At 66.1% G+C, this 17,674-nt stretch carries 18 protein-coding genes; 4 read left to right on the forward strand and 14 right to left on the reverse strand.

The window, feature by feature from the left end; all coding sequences use genetic code 11:
• Positions 1–5 precede the first annotated feature (5 nt).
• The 8 genes from tsaE to ACXAGF_RS19965 all read right to left on the reverse strand — a co-directional run bounded on the left by tsaE (position 6) and on the right by ACXAGF_RS19965 (position 9,867).
• Positions 6–1,505, reverse strand: coding sequence for a tRNA (adenosine(37)-N6)-threonylcarbamoyltransferase complex ATPase subunit type 1 TsaE (gene tsaE, locus ACXAGF_RS19930; RefSeq protein ID WP_475019102.1), 1,500 nt, complete (start codon positions 1,503–1,505; stop codon positions 6–8).
• 3 nt (positions 1,506–1,508) lie between these two features.
• The gene (locus ACXAGF_RS19935; RefSeq protein ID WP_475019103.1) at positions 1,509–4,049 is read right to left on the reverse strand and encodes a sensor histidine kinase; all 2,541 of its coding nucleotides are present in this window, start codon (positions 4,047–4,049) and stop codon (positions 1,509–1,511) included.
• A 289-nt stretch (positions 4,050–4,338) separates the two neighbouring features.
• Positions 4,339–5,739 (reverse strand): adenosylhomocysteinase, encoded by a 1,401-nt coding sequence (ahcY, locus tag ACXAGF_RS19940; protein ID WP_475019104.1) that lies wholly within the window; start codon positions 5,737–5,739, stop codon positions 4,339–4,341.
• 172 nt (positions 5,740–5,911) lie between these two features.
• Positions 5,912–6,199, reverse strand: a complete 288-nt coding sequence (locus tag ACXAGF_RS19945) for an HPr family phosphocarrier protein (RefSeq protein WP_475019358.1) — start codon at positions 6,197–6,199, stop codon at positions 5,912–5,914.
• Positions 6,200–6,219: 20 nt separating this feature from the next.
• Positions 6,220–6,621 carry a PTS sugar transporter subunit IIA gene (locus ACXAGF_RS19950; protein ID WP_475019105.1) on the reverse strand — a complete coding sequence of 134 codons (402 nt, stop codon included), beginning with the start codon at positions 6,619–6,621 and terminating at the stop codon, positions 6,220–6,222.
• 139 nt (positions 6,622–6,760) lie between these two features.
• The gene (locus ACXAGF_RS19955) at positions 6,761–7,225 is read right to left on the reverse strand and encodes an HPr kinase/phosphorylase (protein WP_475019106.1); all 465 of its coding nucleotides are present in this window, start codon (positions 7,223–7,225) and stop codon (positions 6,761–6,763) included.
• Positions 7,222–8,985: a stimulus-sensing domain-containing protein gene (locus ACXAGF_RS19960; protein WP_475019359.1), complete on the reverse strand. Its 1,764-nt coding sequence runs from the start codon at positions 8,983–8,985 to the stop codon at positions 7,222–7,224. Before ACXAGF_RS19960 ends, ACXAGF_RS19955 begins: the two co-directional genes overlap by 4 nt.
• A gap of 153 nt (positions 8,986–9,138) precedes the next feature.
• Positions 9,139–9,867, reverse strand: a complete 729-nt coding sequence (locus ACXAGF_RS19965; RefSeq protein WP_475019360.1) for a response regulator transcription factor — start codon at positions 9,865–9,867, stop codon at positions 9,139–9,141.
• 314 nt (positions 9,868–10,181) lie between these two features.
• Here ACXAGF_RS19965 and ACXAGF_RS19970 point away from each other — a divergent pair, with 314 nt between their 5' ends.
• The 4 genes from ACXAGF_RS19970 (at position 10,182) to ACXAGF_RS19985 (ending at position 13,623) form a co-directional block, all read left to right on the forward strand.
• Positions 10,182–11,792 carry a phosphoenolpyruvate carboxykinase gene (locus ACXAGF_RS19970; RefSeq protein WP_475019107.1) on the forward strand — a complete coding sequence of 537 codons (1,611 nt, stop codon included), beginning with the start codon at positions 10,182–10,184 and terminating at the stop codon, positions 11,790–11,792.
• 127 nt (positions 11,793–11,919) lie between these two features.
• Positions 11,920–12,354 (forward strand): alternative ribosome rescue aminoacyl-tRNA hydrolase ArfB, encoded by a 435-nt coding sequence (gene arfB, locus ACXAGF_RS19975; RefSeq protein WP_475019108.1) that lies wholly within the window; start codon positions 11,920–11,922, stop codon positions 12,352–12,354.
• Positions 12,355–12,462: 108 nt separating this feature from the next.
• Positions 12,463–12,978, forward strand: coding sequence for a peptidoglycan-binding protein LysM (lysM, locus tag ACXAGF_RS19980; RefSeq protein WP_475019109.1), 516 nt, complete (start codon positions 12,463–12,465; stop codon positions 12,976–12,978).
• A 3-nt stretch (positions 12,979–12,981) separates the two neighbouring features.
• Positions 12,982–13,623, forward strand: coding sequence for an alpha-ketoglutarate-dependent dioxygenase AlkB family protein (locus tag ACXAGF_RS19985; RefSeq protein ID WP_475019110.1), 642 nt, complete (start codon positions 12,982–12,984; stop codon positions 13,621–13,623).
• A gap of 37 nt (positions 13,624–13,660) precedes the next feature.
• Here the strand turns inward: ACXAGF_RS19985 and coaA are convergent, their stop codons facing one another.
• From coaA to ACXAGF_RS20015, 6 genes are read right to left on the reverse strand one after another with little or no spacing between them, the layout of a single operon-like run.
• Positions 13,661–14,656, reverse strand: a complete 996-nt coding sequence (coaA, locus tag ACXAGF_RS19990) for a type I pantothenate kinase (RefSeq protein ID WP_475019111.1) — start codon at positions 14,654–14,656, stop codon at positions 13,661–13,663.
• Complete coding sequence (locus ACXAGF_RS19995; RefSeq protein WP_475019112.1) at positions 14,653–14,976, reverse strand: phosphoribosyl-ATP diphosphatase; 324 nt, start codon at positions 14,974–14,976, stop codon at positions 14,653–14,655. Before ACXAGF_RS19995 ends, coaA begins: the two co-directional genes overlap by 4 nt.
• A 19-nt stretch (positions 14,977–14,995) precedes the next feature.
• Positions 14,996–15,772: an imidazole glycerol phosphate synthase subunit HisF gene (gene hisF / locus ACXAGF_RS20000; RefSeq protein ID WP_475019113.1), complete on the reverse strand. Its 777-nt coding sequence runs from the start codon at positions 15,770–15,772 to the stop codon at positions 14,996–14,998.
• Positions 15,769–16,512 (reverse strand): 1-(5-phosphoribosyl)-5-[(5-phosphoribosylamino)methylideneamino]imidazole-4-carboxamide isomerase, encoded by a 744-nt coding sequence (hisA, locus tag ACXAGF_RS20005; RefSeq protein ID WP_475019114.1) that lies wholly within the window; start codon positions 16,510–16,512, stop codon positions 15,769–15,771. The genes hisF and hisA overlap by 4 nt, the downstream gene beginning before the upstream one ends.
• Positions 16,513–16,540: 28 nt before the next feature.
• Positions 16,541–17,191: an imidazole glycerol phosphate synthase subunit HisH gene (gene hisH / locus ACXAGF_RS20010; RefSeq protein ID WP_475019115.1), complete on the reverse strand. Its 651-nt coding sequence runs from the start codon at positions 17,189–17,191 to the stop codon at positions 16,541–16,543.
• Positions 17,192–17,193: 2 nt separating this feature from the next.
• Positions 17,194–17,661, reverse strand: coding sequence for a DUF2628 domain-containing protein (locus ACXAGF_RS20015; RefSeq protein ID WP_475019116.1), 468 nt, complete (start codon positions 17,659–17,661; stop codon positions 17,194–17,196).
• Between the last annotated feature and the right edge of the window lie 13 nt (positions 17,662–17,674).

Here is a 17,674-nt window from a genome sequence, read left to right on the forward strand (position 1 = left end):
CGTCCTTATGATTCGTCGGTCAGGATTCCAGCCGTTCTGCACCAGTCGCGCAAGGGGGCGAGGCGTGGATGTGCCAGTGCGACATGCAGGTTATCCAAGGTTCTCGGCATGTGTTTCATGTAACCCGGCTTGCCGTCGCGTTGCATGAGCCGAACCCAGATGCCGACGAGCTTGCAGTTTCGCTGCGCGGCCATGATGTGCCAGGCCGTGAGAAAGGCATCGCGATCGAAGTCTTCCGCGCGCGCCCGCAGGTCCAGATAGCGTGTCATCATCGCCTCGGCAAGCTCGGCCGGGACATCGATGCGCGCGTCCTGCACCAGCGAGGCGACGTCATAGGCGGTCGGCCCGATCATGGCATCCTGGAAATCGATGATCCCGACGCGGCCGATGCCCTGGGCCTGCGGCCGCCAGATGATGTTGGGGGAGTGGAAGTCGCGCAGCAGCAGATGCTTCTCCGCCCCTTCCAGCTCCCGGATCAGGTCGCTCCAGATGGTCTGGTATTCGGTCCGCACGCGATCCGTCGCCGGCGACCCGGTCGTCCACGGCAGATACCAGTCGGTTAGCAGGCTGACCTCGATCTGCATCGCGTCGTGATCGAAATCGGGGATGCGGTAGTCGGTGCCGTCGCCGAGCGGGATTTCGGCTCGCAACGGCTGCCGGTGAAGCTCGGCGAGCACGGAAACGCTCTCGAGGTAACGCTCCGCGATCGGCCGGCCTTCGCCGTCGGTAATGCTCCCGGTGCCGAGGTCCTCGAGCAGCAGCAGGCCACGGTCGAGGTCGCGGTGGAACAGGGCGGGCGCCGACAGGCCGCGCGCGCAAAGATCGGCGGCGATCGCCACATAGGGGCGGACATCCTCGGCGATATGGGCGATCTGCTGATAGTACTTGCCCTGCTGGAGAATCGGACCGGGTGCATGCCGCGGCGAATCCATCAGAACGAAGCGCTGGTCGCCGGCAACGGCATATTCGTAGGCGCGCACGGAAGCGTCGCCGGTGAGGTGGCGCCGGCGTGCATCGGGATGCCCTGCCGCTCCGAGAAAGGCGCGAATCTCCAGCGTCCGGCGCACGCGCGCGGCAACCGCCTCCGGGCCGTCGATCTCCACCCGCCGTCCCGTTCCCTCCTGCAGGAAGCGCAGCGTGAGACGGTCGGCCGGCAGCGCCTCGTCGGCCCGTTCCGGCCACTCCACCAGGCCGGCGCCCTCCTCCAGCGCGTCCTGGAGTCCGAGTTCGTCCAGTTCCGCCGCATCGGCGATCCGATACAGGTCGAAATGTGTGATTGGGATGCGTAGCGCGTAGCTCTGCGCCAGGGTGAAGGTCGGGCTTGGCACTTCGAGGGTCTCGTCGTCGGCGATCGCCCGGATCAGGGCACGCGCAAAGGTCGACTTGCCTGCGCCGAGGTCGCCGGACAGGGCGAAGAGGTCGCCCGGCCGCACGGCCAGTGCCATGTCCTCGCCGAAGCGGATTGTCTCGGCTTCGTCGGCCAGATGCACGGCGCCGATGTGCATGACCTATTCCGCCGCCACGACCGTCGGCAGCGACGCCGGCGGGATGCGGCAGGTGACGCGGGTACCCTCGCCCTCGCGGCTGTCGATCGTCACGCTGCCGTGGTGCAGGCTGACGAAGCTCTCGACGATCGATAGGCCGAGCCCCGCGCCACCGCGGCGGCCGTGGCTTTCAAAGCGGTTGAACACGGTGCGCAGCACCTCCTGCGGGATTCCCGGACCGTTGTCCGAGACCGAGAAGACGAGGTCCTGGTTATCACGCCAGCAGGTCAACTCGATCGCCGTGCCTTCCGGCGCGAAGTTGGCGGCGTTCGCGAGCAGCTTGATGAGGATCTGCTTCAGCCGCTGGTGATCGGCGATGATCGTGCCCAAAGCATTCGGAACGTTGATCCTCAGCGCTACCTGGCTTTCCTGCAGCCGGTCGGCAAAATCCGCCGACACGTTGTCGAGCAGCTCCGCCAGATTGATCTCGGAGAGGTCGAGTTCCATGATCCCCGCATCGACGGTGGCGAGGTCGAGGATGTCGTTGACGATCGTCAGCAGGACGGCGGACGAGGTGGCGATATGGTCGACATACTCTGCCTGGCGGTCGTTCAACGCCCCCATCGCCGGCGTCTTGAGCAGGTCGGCGAAGCCGATGATGTTGGTCAGCGGCGAGCGCAGCTCGTAGGAGACGTGCTGGACAAAGTCGTTCTTCAGCGCGTCCGCCTTGCGCAGTGCCTCGTTCTTCTCCGTCAGGGCCCGCTCGACCCGCACGCTGTCGGTGATGTTGACGAAGGTCAGCATCGTCTGGGCGTTGGAAAGCGGCGTGACGGCAAAATCGAGAACGAGGCCGGTGGCGAGCTCGAGCACGCCGCGATGCGATGGGCGCTCGTCGTCGAAGCTGGTGATGATCTGGCCGAATCGCTTCCAGCCGTCTGCACCGTCGTACGAGGGGGCGCAGGCCTGCTCGAGATCGCGGATATGCGTTCCCGGCCGCGTCTGCGCCTCGGTGATGCCCCACAGCGCGCGGAAGGCCGGATTGGACAGTCGAATGCGGCCGTCCGGCCCGAACACCGCGACCCCTTCGGACAGATGGTCGATCGTTTCGTCCTGGACCTGCACCAGCGTGTTGTAGCGCGTCTCCAGGTCGACCTTTTCGGTGAGGTTCTCGAACACCCAGGTAGCGCCGCCCTGTGGCCGTGCGGTGGCGAACACGCGCAGGGTCTGGCCATTCGGCAGATGCCACAGGTCGCTTTGCGTATCGATGGCGCGGTACACCGACAGCGCGCTTTCCCGCCACTGGCGCCAGTTGAGCTGTTCGGGCAGCTTCGAGGCCGCCCGCAACCGATCCAGCATCTCGCCGTGGTCCGGATGGCGCTCCAGGAAGGCCGTGTCGAGGCCCCAGAGGTTCTGGAAGGCCTGGTTGTAGAACTGCAGCCGCTGCGCGCCGTCGAAGATCGCGACCGGTGTCGCCAGGTGGTCGAGCGTCTCGGCATGGCTCTTCAGCGTGCGCTGCAGCTCCTCGCGCACCGCTTCGGTCTCCGACACGTCGAGCGCAATTCCGGCGGAGCCGGCCAGGCAGCAGGCGTCGACGACCTCGAAGAAGCTGCGCGTGCCACGGACGACGGTCGAGACCTTGTCGCGGAAGGCCGTGTCGAGGGTGCTGGTGGCGCGGATTCGCTCGCGCGCGATCGCCGGCAACAGTTCACGTCCCTCGCGCACCGCCTGCTGCGCGTCCCTGGCCTCGACGGCTTCGCCGTAGGCGGCGTTCGCCCAGACCAGCGCGCCGTCCCGGGAGCGTTGCCACACCGGGAGGTCGAGCGAATCGAGCAGGCTCTGAAACACCGTCAGCGACTGTGCCAGCCGGTCGCGCTCGAGTTCCAGCTCGGCCGCCTCGCGGCGCAGGTTGTTGAGGGCGACGAAGCGGACGAAGGCCTGGCCGCCGGACACGCGTCCCTGCACCTCGATGATCTCGTGGCGGCTGGTTTCGGCCACCAGATCGAAGCTTTGTGCCTGCGAGCGCAGCGCCTCTATGGCGCGTTCCAGTTCCGCCGCCGAGCCCGGCTTCAGCCAGCGGCCGAGGGCGACAAACTCGCTGTCGGCGGCCGGCGCGCCGGTTTCCGGCGGCAGGCTGCCGAGCACGTCCGGCTTCTGTGACAGCCGGTCCCAGACGATGATACGGCGGTTCTTGTCGCTGATCAGCGCCTGCAGCCTGGCGTTGCGGTGTTTGGCATCGGCCAGGGTTGCGCGCAGTGCCTGGTTTTCCACCTCGAGCCTTCCGCGCTGGCGGATCAGCCAGATTGCCGAGAACAGTGCAGCGGAAACGACCCCCAGCAGCACGGAGAAGCTGACCACCTCAGACGAGCCCAGCAGCCGAGCGGCCGGCTCGCCCTCGAGTGCGTGGGCCGGCCCGGCGAGCGCCGTCAGCGCCGAACTGGCCGCGAGCAGGCGTATCCGCCTGACATGGTGCCAGGCCGCCCCGATGTGCCTGGCCCCGATGTGCCTGGCAAGGATCCGTGACGCGCCCGCGCCCGGCCCGACTAGGGCCCGCTTCATTTCCGACATCATCCCCGGTATGTCTCCGTCCGTTTGCCGCCTGATCGACAAGACATCCCAGACCCGCCGCCCGGCCCGACCTCACCAGCAACCATCGGGGTCGGCACGGATGCGAGCTCTCGGAGCGGCCATTCACCCCCGTGAAACCCTTGGCGCTCCAAGTCCGCATCTTGGCGTCGAATCAACCAGATAACCATACTTCCTTAGCGATTCGACCGGAAGCGGCGTGGGCAAAAAAGAAGCCGCAGCCCTGTCAAGGCTGCGGCTCACCACATGTTGTGGATAAGTCGGGTAAGGATCAGTACCGGTAGTGTTCGGCCTTGTACGGTCCTTGGGGCGTGACGCCGATATAGGCGGCCTGGTCGCTGGAAAGGTCGGTCAGCCTGGCGCCGAGCTTGGCGAGATGCAGGCGCGCGACCTTCTCGTCCAGCTGCTTGGGCAGCACGTAGACCTCGTTCGCATACTTGCCGGTATTCGCGAACAGTTCGATCTGGGCGAGCACCTGGTTCGAGAACGAGGCGGACATGACGAAGGAGGGGTGGCCCGTGGCGTTGCCGAGGTTCAGCAGACGGCCTTCCGACAGCAGGATGATGCGGTTGCCCTTCGGCAGCTCGATCATGTCCACCTGCGGCTTGATGTTGGTCCACTTCATGTTGCGCAACGCCGTGACCTGGATCTCGTTGTCGAAGTGGCCGATGTTGCCGACGATGGCCATGTCCTTCATCTCGCGCATGTGCTCGATGCGGATGACGTCCTTGTTTCCGGTGGTCGTGATGAAGATGTCGGCGGTCTCGACGACGTCCTCGAGGCGAACGACCTCGTAGCCGTCCATGGCCGCCTGCAGCGCGCAGATCGGGTCGATTTCGGTGACCTTGACCCGGGCGCCGGCGCCGCGGAGCGAAGCGGCGGAGCCCTTGCCGACGTCACCGTAGCCGCAGACGACGGCGACCTTGCCCGCCATCATCACGTCGGTGCCACGGCGGATGCCGTCGACCAGTGATTCCTTGCAGCCGTACTTGTTGTCGAACTTCGACTTGGTGACCGAGTCGTTGACGTTGATGGCCGGGAACGGCAGCAGGCCCTTCTGCTGCAGCTGATAGAGGCGGTTGACGCCGGTGGTGGTTTCCTCGGTCACCCCCTTGATGGCGTCGCGCTGCTTGGTGAACCAGCCGGGGGAGGCCTTGAGCCGCTTCTTGATCTGGGCGAACAGGATCTCCTCTTCCTCCGAGCCCGGACCTGACAGGACGTCCTCGCCCGCCTCGGCGCGGGCACCGAGCAGGATGTACATCGTGGCGTCGCCCCCGTCGTCGAGGATCATGTTGGACAGGCCGCCGTCCGCCCACTGGAAGATCTGGTCGGTGTAGGTCCAGTATTCCTCCAGCGTCTCGCCCTTGACGGCGAAGACCGGGATCCCGGCCGCGGCGATCGCGGCGGCGGCGTGGTCCTGGGTGGAGAAGATGTTGCAGGACGCCCAGCGAACCTCGGCGCCCAGCGCGACCAGTGTCTCGATCAACACTGCGGTCTGGATCGTCATGTGCAGCGAACCGGTGATGCGGGCGCCCTTCAGCGGCTTTGACGCGCCGAACTCCTCGCGGCAGGCCATCAGGCCCGGCATTTCGGTTTCGGCGATCGCAATCTCCTTGCGGCCGAATTCGGCCAGGCCGATGTCGGCGACGTGGTAGTCCTTGGTGTCGGTCATAGGTGTCTCCAGACTGAATTGGTTGCAGCGCGGGCGTGCGAGCGCCCGCCGGCGGCGCCGCCAACCGTTCGAGAAGTCGTGGGCCGCCCGCAATTGCGCGCATGATTATCAGGAAAGACCGACCGTAGCAACCTGGATATAAAGAAGTCTTTATATCTTTATATAGCGCCGCCTAGATTTCCTCGCCGAAGCGATTGGCGACGAGCGCCTCGAGCGCAGCCAGCACTTCGGCCGCCTGCGCGCCGGCCGCCGTGACATGCACCGTGCAGCCCGGGCTCGCGGCCAGCATCATCAGGCCCATGATCGATGTTCCGCCCACGGTCATGCCGTCCTTGGACACCGTCACTTCGGCCTCGTAGCCATCAACGGTCTGCACGAACTTGGCCGAGGCCCGGGCGTGCAGACCGCGCTTGTTGACGATCAGCAGATCCTTGGAAACGGACGTGGTCGAAGCGGGCATGGGGGTGGCAGCATCCATGGTCATTTTCCGCTAAGCACGCGGCTGGCGACGTTGATGTATTTGCGTCCGGCCTCGGAGGCCTCGGCCAGCGACCGCTCCATCTCGCCGTCGTTGCGCACGCCGGCCAGCTTGATCAGCATAGGCAGGTTCACGCCGGCGATGACCTCGACCTGGCCGCTGCTCATGACGGAGATGGCGAGGTTCGAAGGGGTGCCGCCGAACATGTCGGTCAGGATGATGACCCCCTGGCCGCGGTCGGCGCGCTGGGCCGCCTCCATGACGTCCTGCCGCCGCTGGTCCATGTCGTCATCCGGGCCGATGCAAACGGTCTCGATCGCCTCTTGCGGCCCCACGACGTGCTCAAGCGCGAGTCGGAATTCCTCCGCCAGCTTGCCGTGGGTGACAAGCACCAGTCCGATCATATGCACCGCTCCAGTTGCCCAATTTATCGGCACCGCCCTTGTCGCACTGCAAAAAAGACGACCACCGTTGGGGAGGCCATCTTGTCGATGAAAAGGCCGAGCGCAAGTTAAAAATGCCGGGCGGCGGCCAATTCGCCCGCTATCCCGGCGCGCTTGCCCCCAATGACGGCACCGCCAGCATCAGTCGCTCGAAGCAGTCGAAGCCGTCGCCGACGGGCAGGCGGGTTGCCGGAAGATGATGCCCGGGCAGTATTTCGAACCGCTCGGCCTCCGGCGCCATCCGCTCGCCGAACGGGGGGCGGACCGGCAGGATGGCCCGCGCGAGGATCGCACACGGCAAGCTCGCCGTTGTGACGATGCCGGCGCCGCGCACCTCGGCCAGACCGGCAATCGGTGCCGGCGCGCGCGCGACCGGCCGGCCGCCGGCGAGGCTGACAAGCACCTGGTCGTCGGCGATCAGCGCCGCGAAGAGACCGCGCTCGCGCGCCCGCGCGAGACAATGCAGGGCCGTCGCCGACTTGCCGCAGCCGGATGGCCCGACGACGATCAGGCCCGTGGTGCCGATGACGATGGCGGTGCCGTGGACGTTGACGCCGTGGCTCATTGGGCGCGTCCGGCCGGCAGCGACAGGATGAAGCGGGCGCCCATGATTGCGCCGGTGGCCGGATCGATGATGTTTTCGGCCCTGAGTGTGCCGCCGTGCGCCTCCGCGATCTGCCGGGAGATCGACAGGCCGAGGCCGGAGTTCTGGCCAAAGCCCTCGCTTGCCGGGCGGTCGGTGTAGAAGCGCTCGAAGACCCGGTCGATGTCCTCCGCCTGGATCCCGGGGCCGTTGTCCTCGACCTTGACGATCCGGCGACCGTTGCGGCCATTCGACAGTCGAACGACGATCCGGCCGCCCGGCTCGGGGACGAAGGAGCGCGCGTTCTCGATCAGATTGGTGATGATCTGGCCGATCCGCAATTCGTAGCCGGCGACGGCGAAGCGGGCCTTCGCGCCGTCGCTCCGGTCGACGACGAAGTCGAGCGTGATCGGCTTCTTGTTGATCTGCCGCGAGATGTCGACCAGATCGCCGAGAAGCTTCTCGAGGTCGACGGTCTTGGCGTCGCTGCGGGCGAGTTCCGCGTCAAGGCGCGAGGCGTCGGAGATGTCGCTGATCAGCCGGTCGAGTCGCCGCACGTCGTGCTGGATGATATCCAGCAGGCGTTTTTTGGACTCCTCGGTGCGGGCAAGCGGCAGTGTCTCGACGGCGCTGCGTAGCGACGTCAACGGGTTCTTCAGCTCGTGGCTGACGTCCGCGGCGAAGCTCTCGATCGCGTCGATGCGATCGTAGAGCGCCGTGGTCATCTCGCGCAGGGCGACCGAGAGGTTGCCGATCTCGTCCTGGCGCGAGGAGAAGTCGGGGATTTCCTCGCGCTCCTTCGCGCCGCCGCGGCGCACGCGGATCGCCGCGGCCGACAGCCGCCGCAACGGATTGGCGATCGTGCTCGACAGGAGCAGCGACAGGAACACGTTGCCCAGCGCCGCCACCCCGAACACCCGCATGATCGCGAGCCGCTCGGCGTGGACGATCTTGTCGATGTCGCCGGCCTGGGTCGAAAGCAGCAGCACGCCGAGCACCGCACGGAAGCGCTGGACCGGCACGGCGACCGAAACGATCAGTTCGCCCTTGTCGGTGACCCGGACGACGGCGCCGCGCACGCCGGTCAACGCGTTCATCACCTCCGGGTAGATCGAGCCGTCGCCGCCGGGCGCCTCCTTGTATTCCGGCAGGTTGCTCGGTTGCAGCACGCGGTTGAACCAGACGAACATCCGGTCGAGCCACGAGGTTTCCTCCGGTTCGACCGGCGGCAGGTCGAAGCGCAGCACCTGGCCCTGGGTGTAGAGGTGCCGGGAATCGAGCAGCAGGTTGGAGTCGGTATCGTAGATGCGGGCGCGCACGCGCGTGGGCGAGATCAGGCGCCGCAGCACCGGCGCGACCCGTTCGGGGTTGATCGGGAACTCGAGGTCCTGGTCGTTGGGCAGCGGCGTGATGCTCTGCCCGGCCTGGAGCTCCAGCAGCTTCTCCGGGTCGATGGTGATGGAGTTGGTGTCGACCGAGGCGGAAGCGGAGATCGCGCCGGCAATGATCTCGCCCTGTGTCAGCAGGCTTTCGACGCGGGCATCGATCAGCCCTTCGCGAAACTGGTTGAGATAGAGGATGCCGGCAACGAGCACGACCAGCGCGACGAGGTTGAAGAAGAGGATGCGGCGGGTCAGGCTGGAGAAGACCGCATTGCCGAAAACGCGCCGGATCAGCTTGAACGGATAGGTCCAGTACCAGCGGGCCGACCGGACGGCCGGACGCCCCTCGAGGTCATCCAGTTCCCTGTCGACTGCGTTCTGCGGCAAAGCGGTCAATTGTCATGAACGGCCCCTCGGCCGCCTCCGTTACCGGCGAAATGCCACCGCCGCCCATGGCAATGCAAGCGAAATCGCGTTTCGGCCCGGTGGTCCGGGCCGTCGGCCGCCACTCAATCAGGCCGTCTCGCGGAAGCGGTAGCCCACCCCGTACAGCGTTTCGATCATATCGAAATCCGTATCGACCATCTTGAACTTCTTGCGCAGCCGCTTGATGTGGCTGTCGATCGTACGGTCGTCGACGTAGACCTGTTCGTCGTAGGCCGCGTCCATCAGCGAGTCGCGGCTCTTGACCACGCCCGGGCGCTGCGCCAGCGCGTGCAGGATCAGAAACTCGGTGACGGTAAGGGTAACCGGCTCGCCCTTCCAGGTGCAGGTGTGGCGCTCTTGGTCCATCACGAGCTGCCCGCGCTCGAGCGAGCGCGACGGCGCATCGCCGCCCTTGCTCGCCGATGGCGCCACGCCGGCGGCGGCCGATTCGCGACTGGAGGCCCGACGAAGCACGGCCTTGACCCGCTCAACCAGCAGGCGCTGCGAGAACGGCTTGGTGATGAAGTCGTCCGCGCCCATCTTCAGACCGAAGAGTTCGTCGATCTCCTCGTCCTTCGATGTCAGGAAGATCACCGGCAGGTCGGACTTCTGCCGCAGCCGCCGCAGCAGTTCCATTCCGTCCATGCGCGGCATCTTGATGTCGAAGATCGCCAGCTGCGGTGGCCGCGCGATCAGTCCGTCGAGGGCGGAAGCGCCGTCGGTGTAGGTTTCGACCCGGTAACCTTCCGCCTCGAGCGCGATCGAGACCGACGTCAGGATGTTCCTGTCGTCGTCTACCAGCGCAATGGTCTGCATCCTGCTTGTCTCCATGGTCATGTGCGCCTCGCTGCAAGTGTCTGTGGGCGTGTGCCGGATATTTAGTGCGCTTCCTTTGGGGGTAAAGGTGGAACAAATTGTGGCGGCCGCAAAGGCGGGCAACGTCCCCTCTGTCGAGATGACCCATTTAAATCGATTTTCTAAACGATTTAAAACGTATGACAAATTTTTAAATCGATTAATTATCTGATATTATTGACTTATTCTGACTCTGCTCTTGTGAAAAGCCCGCGCAGGGATTAGTTTTCGATCAATTCATCTTCTCCCCACAACCCGCGAAGGAAAACTGGGCCATGACGGAACTGGGCATTCGCAACCCCTCTTACGGGCTCGATGCGATCGGCTTTAACGACACGGGAACGGTCCGGTACAACCTTGCAGAGACCGATCTCTACGAGCAGGCGCTCGCGCGCGGGGAAGCCGTCAGGACGGCGCATGGCGCGCTGCGGGCGCTGACCGGCCAGCACACCGGCCGTTCGCCCAAGGACAAGTTCGTGGTGCGGGACGACAATACGGCCGGCCAGATCTGGTGGGACAACAACAGGGAGCTGTCGCCAGCCCATTTCGAGGCGCTGCGCCAGGACATGCTGGCCCATGCCGCCGGCAAGGACCTGTTCGTCCAGGATCTGATCGGCGGCGCCGACAGCGAGTACGCTTTGCCGACGCGCGTGGTCACCGAGCTCGCCTGGCACTCGCTGTTCATCCGCAACCTTCTGATCCGGCCGACCCAGGACGCGCTCGAAGGCTTCCTGCCGAAGCTGACGATCATCGACCTGCCGACCTTCAAGGCCGATCCGGAGCGCCACGGCGCCCGCACCGAGACGATGATCGCCTGCGACCTGAGCAACGGCCTGATCCTGATCGCCGGCACCTACTACGCGGGCGAAATGAAGAAATCGGTCTTCACCGCGCTCAACTACCTGCTGCCGGCCAGGAACGTCATGCCGATGCATTGCTCCGCCAATGTCGGCCCGGCCGGCGATGCGGCCGTGTTCTTCGGCCTGTCGGGTACCGGCAAAACGACGCTTTCGGCCGATCCGAGCCGCACGCTGATCGGCGACGACGAGCACGGCTGGGGTGAGAACGGCATCTTCAACTTCGAGGGCGGCTGCTATGCCAAGACGATCCGCTTGTCGGCCGAGGCCGAGCCAGAGATCTATGCGACCACCCAGCGTTTCGGAACCGTGCTCGAGAACGTCGTTCTTGACGCCAATGGCGTGCCGGACTTCGACGACGCGTCGCTGACCGAGAACACCCGCTGCGCTTATCCGCTGCACTTCATCCCGAATGCGAGCGAGAGCGGTCGCGCCGGCCACCCGAAGACGATCATCATGCTGACCGCCGATGCCTTCGGCGTCATGCCGCCGATCGCGCGTCTGACGCCGGAGCAGGCCATGTACCACTTCCTGTCGGGCTATACCGCCAAGGTGGCCGGCACCGAGCGCGGTGTCACCGAACCGGAAGCGACCTTCTCGACCTGTTTCGGCGCGCCGTTCATGCCCCGCCACCCGACGGAGTACGGCAACCTGCTGAAGCGACTGATCGCCGAGCACGGCGTCACCTGCTGGCTGGTCAACACCGGCTGGACCGGCGGCGCCTATGGCGAGGGCCGGCGCATGCCGATCAAGGCGACGCGGGCGCTGCTCGGCGCCGCACTCGACGGGTCGCTGAACAACGCGCTGTTCCGTCGCGACGACAACTTCGGGTTCGAGGTTCCGGTCAGCGTGCCTGGCGTCGACACCAAGATCCTCGACCCGCGCTCGACCTGGTCCAACGGCGCCGCCTATGACCGCCAGGCGCGCAAGCTGGTCGACATGTTCGTCAACAACTTCGCCAAGTTCGAGGACCAGGTCGACGGCGGCGTCCGCGATGCGGCACCGGGCCCGCGCATCGCCGCCGAGTAATCGGCTGCCAAAGTGATTCACGTGAAACCCGGCCCTGGCCGGGTTTCTTGCGTTTGCTGCCGCCTATGCGGTGTTTCGCTTTTCTCGTCTCATCGGCTATGCAGGGGCTGCATCGAGGAAAGAGTCCATGGCCAGCGAACCGCTTCCGATAAAGGCTTCCATCGTCATTGCCGGTTGGGAGCTGACCGAGCAGTTCGTCCTTGCCGGCGGTCCGGGCGGGCAGAACGTCAACAAGGTGTCGACCGCGGTCCAGCTGTTCTTCGACCTGATGAACTCGCCCTCGCTCAGCGACAGGGTCAAGGCGAATGCCGCGCGGCTGGCCGGGCGCCGCCTGTCGAAGGACGGCGTCCTGATGATCGAGGCCAACCGCTTCCGCAGTCAGGAGCGTAATCGCGAGGACGCGCGCGAACGGCTGCGGGCCCTCATTCTGGAAGCTGCTGAACCGCCGCCGCCGCCGCGCAAGAAGACCCGCCCGTCGCGCGGAGCCGTGGAACGCCGACTGAAGGAGAAGGCCGGACGCTCCAGCATCAAGAAGATGCGCGGCAAGCCCACCGGCGAGTGAGTGGCAGCCGCGCCTGCGCCTTGAAGATGCGGACTTGCGACCTAATCTTTCCTGCGATGCCGGTGACTGCTGCGTGCGGTCGCGACCTTGAAAACCGTGGAGACGACGATGGGTCTGTTCAGCTTTATCAAGAATGCGGGAAAGAAGCTTGGTTTTGGCGGCGATGACGAAGCGCCGCAGGCGGAGGCCATCAAGAAGGAGCTCGATTCGTTCGGACTCGGCACCGACGGGGTCGATGTGGCGGTCGTTGGCGACAAGGCCGTGCTCAAGGGTGTCGTGGCCGACCAGAGCATTTTCGAGAAGGCGGTGGTCGCCGTCGGCAACACGCTCGGCATCTCCAAGGTCGAGGCGGCAGAACTGAAGGTCGTGGCCCCGGAGACCGGCCCCAGGCTCGGCGAAGCCGACATGACCGAGCTCGTCAAGGCGGCGACGCCGGCCAAGGCGCCGGTGCTCCACACCGTCGAGAAGGGCGACAACCTCTGGAAGATCGCCGAGGCGGTCTACGGCAAGGGCAAGGGCGCCAAGTACACGCTGATCTTCGAGGCCAACAGGCCGATGCTCAGCGATCCGGACAAGATCTATCCCGGCCAGGTGCTGCGCATCCCGGATCTTGACCGGGCCTGAGTGATGGTCGCCGCGCACATCGGCCCGGCGCCCGTGTCCGGTCCTGCCGCCGGATTGCGCTACCTGCCCGCCCATCTCGACCGGCTGGCGCAGGCGGCGCTGGTCGACGAGGTTCGGGCCGTCGTCGCGGAGGCGCCGCTCTACGTGCCGACAATGCCGAAGACCGGCAGGCCGATGTCGGTCCGGATGACCAATTGTGGACCGCTCGGCTGGGTGACCGACCGCGAGGGCGGCTATCGCTACCAGGAGCGCCATCCGTCGACGGGTCGGCCCTGGCCGGCAATTCCGCCGGTGCTGTTGCGGATCTGGGACGAGGTCTCCGGCTACCCGCTGCCGCCGCAGGCCTGCCTCGTCAACTTCTACGACGGCAAGGCGAAGATGGCGCTGCATCAGGACCGCGACGAGAGCGATTTCGCGGCACCGGTCGTCTCCGTTTCGCTCGGCGACCAGTGCCTCTTTCGCATCGGCGGAACCGCGCGCGCGGACCCGACGCGCTCCTTTCGCCTGTCCAGCGGCGACGTGCTGGTGCTCGGCGGCGAGAGCCGGCTAAGCTTTCATGGGGTCGATCGCGTCTACCCGGGCACCTCGACGCTGCTCCGCAACGGCGGGCGGCTGAACCTGACGCTTCGGCGCGTGACCGCCTGAGGGTGACAGGCAGGCTGGCTTGTCGCGCGCGCCGGCTTCAGATCTTGCGCAGCGCCACGGTCTCGACCAGGTGGTTCTCGCCCTTCTGCAGGATCAGGTCCGCGCGGGGTCGGGTCGGCAGGATGTTCTGGCGCAGGTTCTTCAGATTGGTGTTCTGCCACAGGCCTTCGGCAATCGCGAGCGCCTCATCCTGGTCTACGGCGGCATAGCGCTTGAAGTAGGAGTCCGGGTTCTTGAACGCGGTCTCGCGCAGGCGCATGAACCGCTCCACATACCAGCTGTGGATCAGTTCCTCCTCGGCATCGATATAGATCGAGAAGTCGAAGAAGTCCGACACCATCGGCACGATCTTGCCGTCGGCGGGCAGGCTGCGCGACTGCAGCACGTTGATCCCCTCGAAGATCAGGATGTCAGGGCGGTCGATCACCTGGAACTTGTCCGGCAGCACATCATAAGTGAGGTGCGAATAGGTCGGCGCCTTGACGTTGGGCTGCCCGGCCTTGATGGCCGAAAGGAAGCGGAGCAGGGAACCGGTATCGTAGCTTTCCGGAAAGCCCTTGCGCTCCATCATCGTTTCGCGGGTCAGGACCGCATTGGGAAAGAGGAAGCCGTCGGTTGTGACGAGGTCGACCTTCGGGCTGGTCGGCCAGCGCGACAGGAGTTCGGCGAGGATGCGGGCGGTCGTCGACTTGCCGACCGCGACAGAGCCGGCGATGCCGATCACGAACGGGGTTTTTGATTCATCCGACAGGCTGAGGAAGCGCTTGCGCTGCTCGAACAGGAGATGGGACGACTCGACATGGGCCGACAGCAGCCGCGACAGTGAAAGGTAGATCCGCCGCACCTCCTCGAGGTCCACCGGGTCGTTCAGCGACCGCAGCCGCCGCACCTCGTCCGCCGTCAGCGTCAGCGGCGTGTCCGCGCGGAACTTCGCCCATGCCTCGGCCGAGAAAAAGCGGTAGGGCGAATAGATGGTCTGGCCGTAGCCGTCGGGAATGTCTGCCTGGTGCTTGTCGCGAAGGGAGTGCGTCATGATGTCGTTCGGCCTGCCTTCTCGGCAATGCCGGACTGGCCGGTCCGCCGCTCGAGTTCCCCCAGCACGTCGGCGAGCGCCACGCCGCCGATCCTCAGCACCACCATCAGGTGATAGAGCAGGTCGGCGCTTTCGCTGATCAGCGCCGCGCGGTCGCCCTCGATCGCCGCGATCACGGTCTCGATCGCCTCCTCGCCGAGCTTCTTGGCCGCCTTCGCCTGCCCGGCCGCGGCCAGCCGCGCCGTCCAAGACTCGTCCGGTGCAGCTTCGGCGCGCCTGGCGACGATTGCTTCAAGCTCGGCTAGGGTGAATTCGCTCATGGCCTGGTCCTGCCTTCGCTCAATCGAGCCGCATCGCGATGCCGTGCTCGGCCATGTAGCGCTTGGCCTCGCCGACGGTATAGGTACCGAAGTGGAAGATCGATGCCGCCAGGACGGCGGTCGCATGCCCGTCGCGGATGCCTTCCACCAGATGGTCGAGATTGCCGACGCCGCCCGAGGCGATCACCGGCACCGCCACCCGGTCGGCGATCGTGCGCGTCAGCGCGATGTCGTAGCCGTTCTTCTGGCCGTCGCGATCCATCGAGGTGAGCAGCAGTTCGCCGGCGCCGCGTTCCACCATGGCCTCGGCGAAGGCGACGGCGTCAATGCCGGTCGCCTGCCGGCCGCCATGGGTGAAGATCTCCCACCGGTCCGCCTCGCCTTCCCGCGAGACCTTCTTCGAATCGATCGAGACGACGATGCACTGGTTGCCGAACTTGTCCGCCGCCTCGGCGACGAAATCCGGGTTCTTCACCGCCGCCGAGTTGATCGACACCTTGTCGGCGCCGGCGAGCAGAAGCTTGCGGATGTCGGCGATCGAGCGCACGCCGCCGCCGACGGTCAGCGGCATGAAGCAATGGTCGGCGGTGCGGGCGACGACGTCGAAGATGGTGTCGCGGTTGTCGGACGAGGCGGTGATGTCGAGGAAGCACAACTCGTCCGCGCCCGCCGCGTCATAGGCCTTGGCCGATTCCACCGGATCGCCGGCATCGACGAGATTGACGAAGCTGACGCCCTTGACGACGCGGCCGTCCTTGACGTCCAGGCAGGGGATGACACGGGCCTTGAGGGTCATGCGAAGTGTCCTTTCGCGGCGCGGATCAGCGCCAGCGCCTCCTGCGGATCGATCCGGCCATCATAGAGCGCGCGGCCGGTGATCGCACCTTCCAGTTTCACAGCGTCCGGCTCGAGCATGCGGCGCACGTCGCTGAGCGAGGCGAGGCCGCCGGAGGCGATGATCGGGATGGAGACGGCCTCGGCAAGTTCCAGGGTCGAAGCCCAGTTGATGCCGGTCAGGATGCCGTCGCGGTCGATGTCGGTGTAGATGATGGCGGCGACGCCGGCGCCCTCGAATTTTCGCGCAAGTTCGACCACGCCGAGCTCGGAGGCTTCGGCCCATCCCTCAACCGCGACCTTGCCGCCCCTGGCGTCGATGCCGACGGCGACCTTGCCCGGAAACAGCCGGCAGGCCTCGATGACGAGGGCCGGGTCGCGCACCGCGACCGTGCCGAGGATGACACGGGCCAGGCCGCGGGACAGCCAGGTCTCGATATGGTCGAGCGAGCGGATGCCGCCGCCGAGTTGAACCGGATTCTTCGTCGCCTTCAGGATCGCGTCGACGGCGACGCCATTGACGCTCTCACCGGCAAATGCGCCATTGAGGTCGACGACGTGGAGCCACTCGAACCCCGCATCCTCGAAGGCGCGGGCCTGCGCGGCCGGGTCAGGGTTGTAGACCGTGGCCTGGTCCATGTCGCCGAGCTTGAGGCGGACGCACTGGCCGTCCTTCAGATCGATAGCGGGAAAGAGGATCATGTCGTCGTCCGTTCTGTCGGCGCGCCCGTCAGGGCATCCAGCGCAGGAAGTTCGTGATCAGGGCCAGGCCGAGGGCCTGGCTCTTCTCGGGGTGGAACTGCGCGCCGGCCTTGTTGTCGCGGGCGACAAACGCGGTCGTCGGCCCGCCGTAGTCGACCGTCGCCACCACGTCGTCCGGGTCGGCCGCGGCGAGATGGTAGGAGTGGACGAAATAGGCGTGCAGGCCGTCTGCGCCGGTCTTGATGCCGGCAAAGAGCGGGTGCGCCCGCTTCGGTTCCAGCGTGTTCCAGCCGATCTGGGGGATCTTCAGCTCCGGCGCGTCCGGCTCGATCGGAACGACGTCGCCGCCGATCCAGCCGAGTCCGGGCGTCACGGTCTTCTCCAGGCCGCGAGAGGACATCAGCTGCATGCCGACGCAGATGCCGAGGAACGGGCGGCCGCCCTGCTCGACCGCGCCGCGCAGGGCATCAAGCATGCCAGGCACGGCGTCCAGCCCGCGCCGGCAGTCGGCGTAGGCACCGACCCCCGGGAGCACCACCCGATCGGCCGATGCCACCCGTTCGGGGCGATCGGTCAGGTCAATCTCGGCGGCAATGCCGGCCTCGTGCGCGGCCCGCTCGAAGGCCTTCGTGGCGGAGCGGAGATTGCCCGAACCGTAGTCGATGATGGCCACGCGCATGCTCATTCTCCGTCATAGCCGAGGAGGCCGAGCGCGGGCGGGCGGGCGGCCTTGGCGGGTGCATCGATACTTGGGACGGTGGCCGGCGCCTGCGCTCCCGCCGACACCTGGTCGCCGTAGTAGATCTGCTCGGCAGATTCGAGATCGCGGGCCGAGACGACGGTTCGCAACGTCCAGTCGCGCTCCTCGCGGGTGCGGGCCAGCGCCTGCGGGCCCTCCAGCGCCGTCAGCAGCGAGACGGCCAGCGTCAGCACCCAGCCGGCCCCGGCAAGCTCGGCCGACAAGGACAGGGCCGCGGCCGAAAATTGCAGCACCACTGCCAGCAACCCCCAGAACCAGAGGCGATGGACGAGAAGCCAGATCGCGGGAAAGAAGAACGCCGACCAGCGAAAGCCGTCGCGGATGAAGATCGCCTTCTCGGTCCCGGCAGGGGCGCCGGGCGGGGTCATGATCAGGTAAGATGCGGTCAACGTGGACATCCTG

This window comes from Mycoplana sp. ABR4_002 (assembly GCF_056159645.1).

What these genes read in the sequence shown, in the direction of transcription:
- lysM (WP_475019109.1), top strand. Translation starts at nt 12,463, where the DNA reads ATGGGTCTGTTCAGCTTTATCAAGAATGCGGGAAAGAAGCTTGGTTTT.
- ACXAGF_RS19945 (WP_475019358.1), bottom strand. Translation starts at nt 6,199, where the DNA reads ATGCCCGCTTCGACCACGTCCGTTTCCAAGGATCTGCTGATCGTCAAC.
- ACXAGF_RS19950 (WP_475019105.1), bottom strand. Translation starts at nt 6,621, where the DNA reads ATGATCGGACTGGTGCTTGTCACCCACGGCAAGCTGGCGGAGGAATTC.
- arfB (WP_475019108.1), top strand. Translation starts at nt 11,920, where the DNA reads ATGGCCAGCGAACCGCTTCCGATAAAGGCTTCCATCGTCATTGCCGGT.
- ACXAGF_RS19970 (WP_475019107.1), top strand. Translation starts at nt 10,182, where the DNA reads ATGACGGAACTGGGCATTCGCAACCCCTCTTACGGGCTCGATGCGATC.
- ACXAGF_RS19965 (WP_475019360.1), bottom strand. Translation starts at nt 9,867, where the DNA reads ATGCAGACCATTGCGCTGGTAGACGACGACAGGAACATCCTGACGTCG.
- ACXAGF_RS19995 (WP_475019112.1), bottom strand. Translation starts at nt 14,976, where the DNA reads ATGAGCGAATTCACCCTAGCCGAGCTTGAAGCAATCGTCGCCAGGCGC.
- hisF (WP_475019113.1), bottom strand. Translation starts at nt 15,772, where the DNA reads ATGACCCTCAAGGCCCGTGTCATCCCCTGCCTGGACGTCAAGGACGGC.
- ACXAGF_RS19955 (WP_475019106.1), bottom strand. Translation starts at nt 7,225, where the DNA reads ATGAGCCACGGCGTCAACGTCCACGGCACCGCCATCGTCATCGGCACC.
- tsaE (WP_475019102.1), bottom strand. Translation starts at nt 1,505, where the DNA reads ATGCACATCGGCGCCGTGCATCTGGCCGACGAAGCCGAGACAATCCGC.
- ahcY (WP_475019104.1), bottom strand. Translation starts at nt 5,739, where the DNA reads ATGACCGACACCAAGGACTACCACGTCGCCGACATCGGCCTGGCCGAA.
- hisH (WP_475019115.1), bottom strand. Translation starts at nt 17,191, where the DNA reads ATGCGCGTGGCCATCATCGACTACGGTTCGGGCAATCTCCGCTCCGCC.
- ACXAGF_RS19935 (WP_475019103.1), bottom strand. Translation starts at nt 4,049, where the DNA reads ATGTCGGAAATGAAGCGGGCCCTAGTCGGGCCGGGCGCGGGCGCGTCA.
- ACXAGF_RS19985 (WP_475019110.1), top strand. Translation starts at nt 12,982, where the DNA reads ATGGTCGCCGCGCACATCGGCCCGGCGCCCGTGTCCGGTCCTGCCGCC.
- hisA (WP_475019114.1), bottom strand. Translation starts at nt 16,512, where the DNA reads ATGATCCTCTTTCCCGCTATCGATCTGAAGGACGGCCAGTGCGTCCGC.
- coaA (WP_475019111.1), bottom strand. Translation starts at nt 14,656, where the DNA reads ATGACGCACTCCCTTCGCGACAAGCACCAGGCAGACATTCCCGACGGC.